This is a genomic window from Rufibacter ruber, assembly GCF_001647275.1.
GTDB classification, from domain to species: Bacteria; Bacteroidota; Bacteroidia; order Cytophagales; family Hymenobacteraceae; genus Nibribacter; species Nibribacter ruber_C.
This window is the reverse complement of record NZ_LRMM01000130.1, coordinates 1-5,288: the sequence shown is the minus strand read 5'-3', so window position 1 is coordinate 5,288 and position 5,288 is coordinate 1. Positions and strand designations below refer to the sequence as shown.

The 5,288-nt window shown below is 38.7% G+C and carries 7 protein-coding genes; all 7 read left to right on the top strand.

Annotated features, from left to right (window positions below; translation table 11 throughout):
• The first annotated feature begins 221 nt into the window (after positions 1-221).
• Positions 222-584 (top strand): hypothetical protein, encoded by a 363-nt coding sequence (locus A8O25_RS21980; RefSeq protein ID WP_066839754.1) that lies wholly within the window; start codon positions 222-224, stop codon positions 582-584.
• Positions 585-589: 5 nt separating this feature from the next.
• Complete coding sequence (locus tag A8O25_RS22560) at positions 590-856, top strand: hypothetical protein (protein WP_074988012.1); 267 nt, start codon at positions 590-592, stop codon at positions 854-856.
• Positions 857-1,010: 154 nt separating this feature from the next.
• Entirely contained in the window at positions 1,011-1,736 is a 726-nt protein-coding gene (locus A8O25_RS21975; RefSeq protein ID WP_066839752.1) for a superoxide dismutase, read from the top strand.
• Between the two features lie 9 nt (positions 1,737-1,745).
• Positions 1,746-2,144 (top strand): hypothetical protein, encoded by a 399-nt coding sequence (locus tag A8O25_RS21970; protein ID WP_066839750.1) that lies wholly within the window; start codon positions 1,746-1,748, stop codon positions 2,142-2,144.
• Between the two features lie 150 nt (positions 2,145-2,294).
• Positions 2,295-2,843, top strand: coding sequence for a hypothetical protein (locus tag A8O25_RS21965; RefSeq protein ID WP_066839748.1), 549 nt, complete (start codon positions 2,295-2,297; stop codon positions 2,841-2,843).
• A 1,081-nt stretch (positions 2,844-3,924) separates the two neighbouring features.
• Entirely contained in the window at positions 3,925-4,569 is a 645-nt protein-coding gene (locus A8O25_RS21950) for a hypothetical protein (RefSeq protein WP_066839741.1), read from the top strand.
• 83 nt (positions 4,570-4,652) lie between these two features.
• Positions 4,653-5,108: a hypothetical protein gene (locus A8O25_RS21945; protein ID WP_066839740.1), complete on the top strand. Its 456-nt coding sequence runs from the start codon at positions 4,653-4,655 to the stop codon at positions 5,106-5,108.
• Positions 5,109-5,288 lie beyond the last annotated feature (180 nt).

Genomic DNA, 5,288 nt, shown 5'->3' with positions numbered 1-5,288 from the left:
AAGAGTACCTGAAAAAGGAAAAACAACTGCGGATAACTACGCCTAGAAGGCATCCAACCTCTACAATGCGTGCAGGACGCCTTCTAGCCTTGTTCGTTACCTGTAAATGAAAATATTAATTTGCCTCACAATTCTTAATTGATTATAAAAGGTCGGAATATTCTGAAACAGCGACCATAAGCATAAATGCACTGAAAGTAAGGACTATCCAAAATAGAAGAATGAAAAAAATATTACCCATTGCACTGTTAAGCTTAACAGCATTAGCTTGTTCTGAAAGTAATCAACCCAAATGCACCGACGAAATCGTTAAAACAACTTTAAAAGAGATTTTAGCAAACAACGGTACACCAGATACTTCAGCAGTTTCTTTTGAAGGAATTACTACAACGGGCAAAGATGAAGAATTCCGGATGTGCGAATGCGCGGCAAATGTTGTTACTGAAGTCTACAGTAAATATGACATTGTCGCGGACACTTTGTTAAATGCGGATGAGGAACAAAGACAGGAACGTCGCTTCCCTATTACATATAAGGCGCAATTAACAGATGATGGTGAAAGTATAAATGTTGAAATCCTTTAAAAATTATGAATAAGAAAAAGCATTATATCTGGCAATTGGCATCTTTTCTATCTTCACATGGCATGACTATGTCTGCAGAAGAATTAGCTGATCATCTAAATCGCAACAGGTTTTTAACAAGCTACGGTGCAGAATATCAAGGAGGTAGAGGTACATATAAGCTAATAAAAGAAACTTGGGACTGGTTACACAACCAACTTAGCTTACCAAGTGAAGCTAAAAAAGTAGCAGAAGCATTTGTAAAGCCAGATGGCACATATGCATACAATTAGTAGTACTTTTTATGCCTTCATTGCCTAAAAGAAAAAACATCTACAGGTAACATTGTATAAACGGCAGCGTCGGCCGACGGCCTCCGCCGCCGTTTATACTAACCGTTATGTGCAACCCTGAGAAACGAACGTGCAACAATAAAACGACAGAAATATGGACAGAAAAGACTTTCTAAAAACCGGACTGATACTTGGCGGAGCGACACTAGTTCCGAACGCATCAGCATTTGCCCAAAATCTCACCGACAACACCATTGACAAGTTGGTGGACAAGGACGGAAATTTCATTCATCAACCTTTGGCTTATGCAAATAGTCATTTAGAGCCGTATATGGATGAAGAAACATTACACTTGCATTATACCTTCCATCACGGTGGAGCGGTAAAAGGTGCAAACAAAGACCAACAGATGATACGAAAAGCATTAGACGACAACAACCTAGAAATCGTTGATTTTTGGACAAAGAAATTGGCTTTTCATCTTTCATCTCACATTCTTCATTCCATATTTTGGACTAACCTCACAAACAAAAAGAGCGACCCCAAAGGAGACTTGCTCAAACGAATTGAAAAGGATTTTGGCAGTTATGACAAACTGAAAATGTATCTCGCCAAAACCTCAAAAGATGTTGACGGAAACGGATGGGGAATTTTGGGCTATCAACCATATACGGACAAGCTGACAATTTTACAATGTGAAAATCACGAAAAATTGACTCAATGGGGAGTTATTCCTTTACTTGTAATTGACGTTTGGGAACATTCTTACTACCTCAAATACAAAAATAAAAGAGCCGACTTTGTGGACAATTTGTTTAACATCATCAATTGGGACAACGTAGCATACAGGTTAGACAATGCTCTAAAACTTACTAAATAAACAAAGAGAATGAATTTAAAAAAAACAGTAATACTTGTAGTGGCATTTTTCATTTCAACATTGACTTATGCTCAGGAACAAGAAAAAAAGGAAAAAGAAAATCCAAAATGGGATATTGGAATGGAAGGAAGGCTTGGTTTTGCAGCAGGTAATGACTTTTACGCATTTAATGTTGGCGGACCAAGTCTAATGTTAAGACTGAATGATGATTGGAAAATTGGTGTGGGTGCATTGCCATCATTTTACATCAAAGAAGGAAAAACAGGTGCTAAACTTGGAGTTTCTCCACGAATTGACTACAAACATTTTGTTCTGATAGCACCATTTTTTCATTTCGATAACCCAGACAAATGGGTTTGGTCAATTGGATTGGGTTATAAATTTCACAAAAAAAATAAGACAAAATAAAGGGTATGCACATAACATCACCTATACGCAAGCAGGGGTTTCGTGCTTCGTAGGACAGGAATGTGGTAAATTGAAAGCTCAGTTCTTCGTAGGAAGTTCAGTGCTAAAAATCCCTGCCTGCGTATAGCTGAGAACCGTTAGCATTAATATATGACATATAAATTCTACGCTTTAAAAAATGACTATGAAGAAATCGTAAAGTTCATTTACGACGAACTTAGTCTATCTGTATTCCAGGGTTACTCTGGTTTAGGACAGGAATTAAAAGAATTTAGCAATGTCAAAGAACTATTAGTTGAACTTGAGACTGGACAAAATCCGATTCAGCTGTCATTCTGGAAAAAGTCTTTCGGCTTTGATTATAAAATCACTAAAATAGACTTGAACCCAAAGTATTGCAACGGACATACTTTCAGATACAGAATGGACGGATGGGGGCTGATTCACCTCAATGTTGGCAGGTTAATTAGGGGACGTTTAGAAGCAAGTTCAATTGCTCACAATTCGGGAAAGAGGGCAACAACTTGGGAATCGACCATTCCCGAGTTTGGAAAAGTAAGTGAAGTGAATTGGGAAGAGGTAAACAAGACCTCCAGAATGCTTAAATATTTAATCAGTAAAAAGTTAATTGCAACCAAAATCAACGGGATAGACACACTTTCCTTAGCAAAAGAATATTTAGAAATGGCACCAGTATAAAAAATACTAATGCTAACAAGGTATAAACGTCATCTCGGCCGACGGCCTTCGCCGTCGTTTATACTAGACGTTACCCGCAATTGAAAAAATAAAAATCAGCTGTCACAGCATAAACAATCATCGGTTTGAGAAGCAAAAGTGAATAGAATCATCTGCAAGAGTAACAGAAGAATTTAGTTAGCTTAGCAGTAGAAAGAAAGCGCCGCCCGACTTTATCCGGCAGTTGTTGCAAAAGAGGAATTGACGCAAAATGCGTGCAGAATTCTTTGCGGTTCATACCGGCCAATGGCCACCGTTTTGGAGCCGGTTTTGCGAAAACAGGCCAAAAACAGGCAGCCACGACTTTGACCGGCAAAAGTAGTAGAAGAGAAATTCGCCAAAAAAGTAAACTTGCGGTTCGCACCGGCCGATGGCCAGCGTTATAGAGCCGTTTTTCGGAAATCAGGGCAGAAACAGGAACAAGGATAAAGCAGCAATAGAAGCAGAAGCAAGAAAACTACAGCGGGTAACAAAGGCTATACGGCAGCTGGGTTTTCCTCCGGCCGACGTTCCATCTCTACCTGCAAGCGGCCAGCCGTCCGACGTGAATCTCCGATTCAGTCTCCCAGCCGACCGCATAGCCGAGCCGTTAGGTCTAATTTTAAACATGAAGAACCGTTCTCGCTTTGCAGAAAAAAGAATCAGCAAGAGTAGCGGAAGAGGAAAAATCTAAATCAGCCAAAGTAGAAAGTTATCTGAGTAAAAGTTGGGGAACGCACTTCGACTTTGACCAGCAAAAGTGAAAAAGTAGAATTGTCGTTGCGTTTGAGCAAAAGAATTTATCTTCAATGCGCGCAGACCGACTTCAGAAATGCGTTTTCGGCCTCGTTTTCCAAAATGAAGCCAAAAACGGACTTGCAAGAAAAATGATTGCGCTCGGAAAGCTGCTTAGCGTCTGTTTTTCTGAAATCAGGCAAAAAGTAGAAAGAAGAAATGCAGTCTTTGCAGAAAAAAAAACTAGACCTAACAACGGCTAAACGTCATCTCCAGCCGACGGCTGTCGCCGTCGTTTAGCCCAGTACGTTAGCTCCAATTATAAAGAATGAAAGAACTTAAAGACATTGACAAAAGCTATTGCAATAGCATCAGGCAAATAAGTACTGCACTTCAAGAATCCTTTATTGAAATGCAAGATGCATACAGCTTCGACTTAGAAAAACATGAAGTTACAGAAGCGGTTTTGGAACGGATGAAAGCCTACTATCAAACACAAAGTGTGATAAAGCATTTTTTAGGAAAAAGATACGCGACAGCTGGGGCAGACTTTTTTGTTGAAACTACTCTTTTCTTTATAAAGCTGTTTTTGCAAAAGCAAGGAGGACATCTTCAAGCTTACTCAGAAAAACAAATAATGGCAAGGCGCGGCGCTATTAGACCAGATATCTCAATTTGGGAAAACAATGAAGTCGTTGCAATAATTGAATGCAAAACTCAATTGGGTTGGAATCGACATGGCTGGGAAAATGATTTGATAAATAGAGAAGTTAAATTAAAAAATGAATTTCCTAATGCTAATTGCTTCCTACTAGTTATGACAGGTTTGAACTGGGGTGGATTTGGAGAGCATGATAAGTTGGGAATAAAATATTTCTGCTTGCTTAATGATATTTGGCCCAACAATTATGAAAATATGAGTCAAATATTAACCCCTATAGAAAAACTTTTAAAAGCAATAATAGAAAAATAACTGGAGCTAACAACGTGTAAACGTCAGCATCGGCCGACGGCCTCGCCGTCGTTTATACTAGTCCGTTGGCAATAATTGATAAAATGGTAGAATCAAGAATCTTTCCATTCCAACTTACAGATGGAATCTTATTTGAAGATAGTTATAAGCTATTGGCGTGGGGACAACATCTGGAAGCAATTAAAAGAATCGACAACCCAACTAAGAATCAGGAAGAATCCTTTATCACTTGGACAGACAAGAAGTGCTTTGGTGGTAAAATACTTGATGTAACTGTAGCTCAGAACCAATTACAAAACGCTAATGGTTTTTTGGAATCTGTAGAATTCGGACGCAAAAACATCAATCCGCGAATATTCTTCAAAGAATTTTCAGAGCACTTCTTAAAGCATTTCGGACAACCGACAGAAATAAAATTAGATGAGTTTGATTTGCCCATGCACTCATGGACATTTAACGATATCGAGGTAAACTTGGGAATTGGAGAAAGGTTTATGGAATATTCTATCTTGAGATTCAGTAAAACAAAGAGCAATTAGAAGTAAAAGAAAAAAACAACTATTGCCAACACTGTATAAACGGCATCTCGGCCGACGGCCTTGCACGTTTTTTATACTAGCCGTTATGCAACATATATAAATATGAGAAACCATTTAATTTTAATCTTCTGCCTAATCCTTTCAGTTTCAGTTCTTGCACAAGAAAGAGAAACCTTTCAA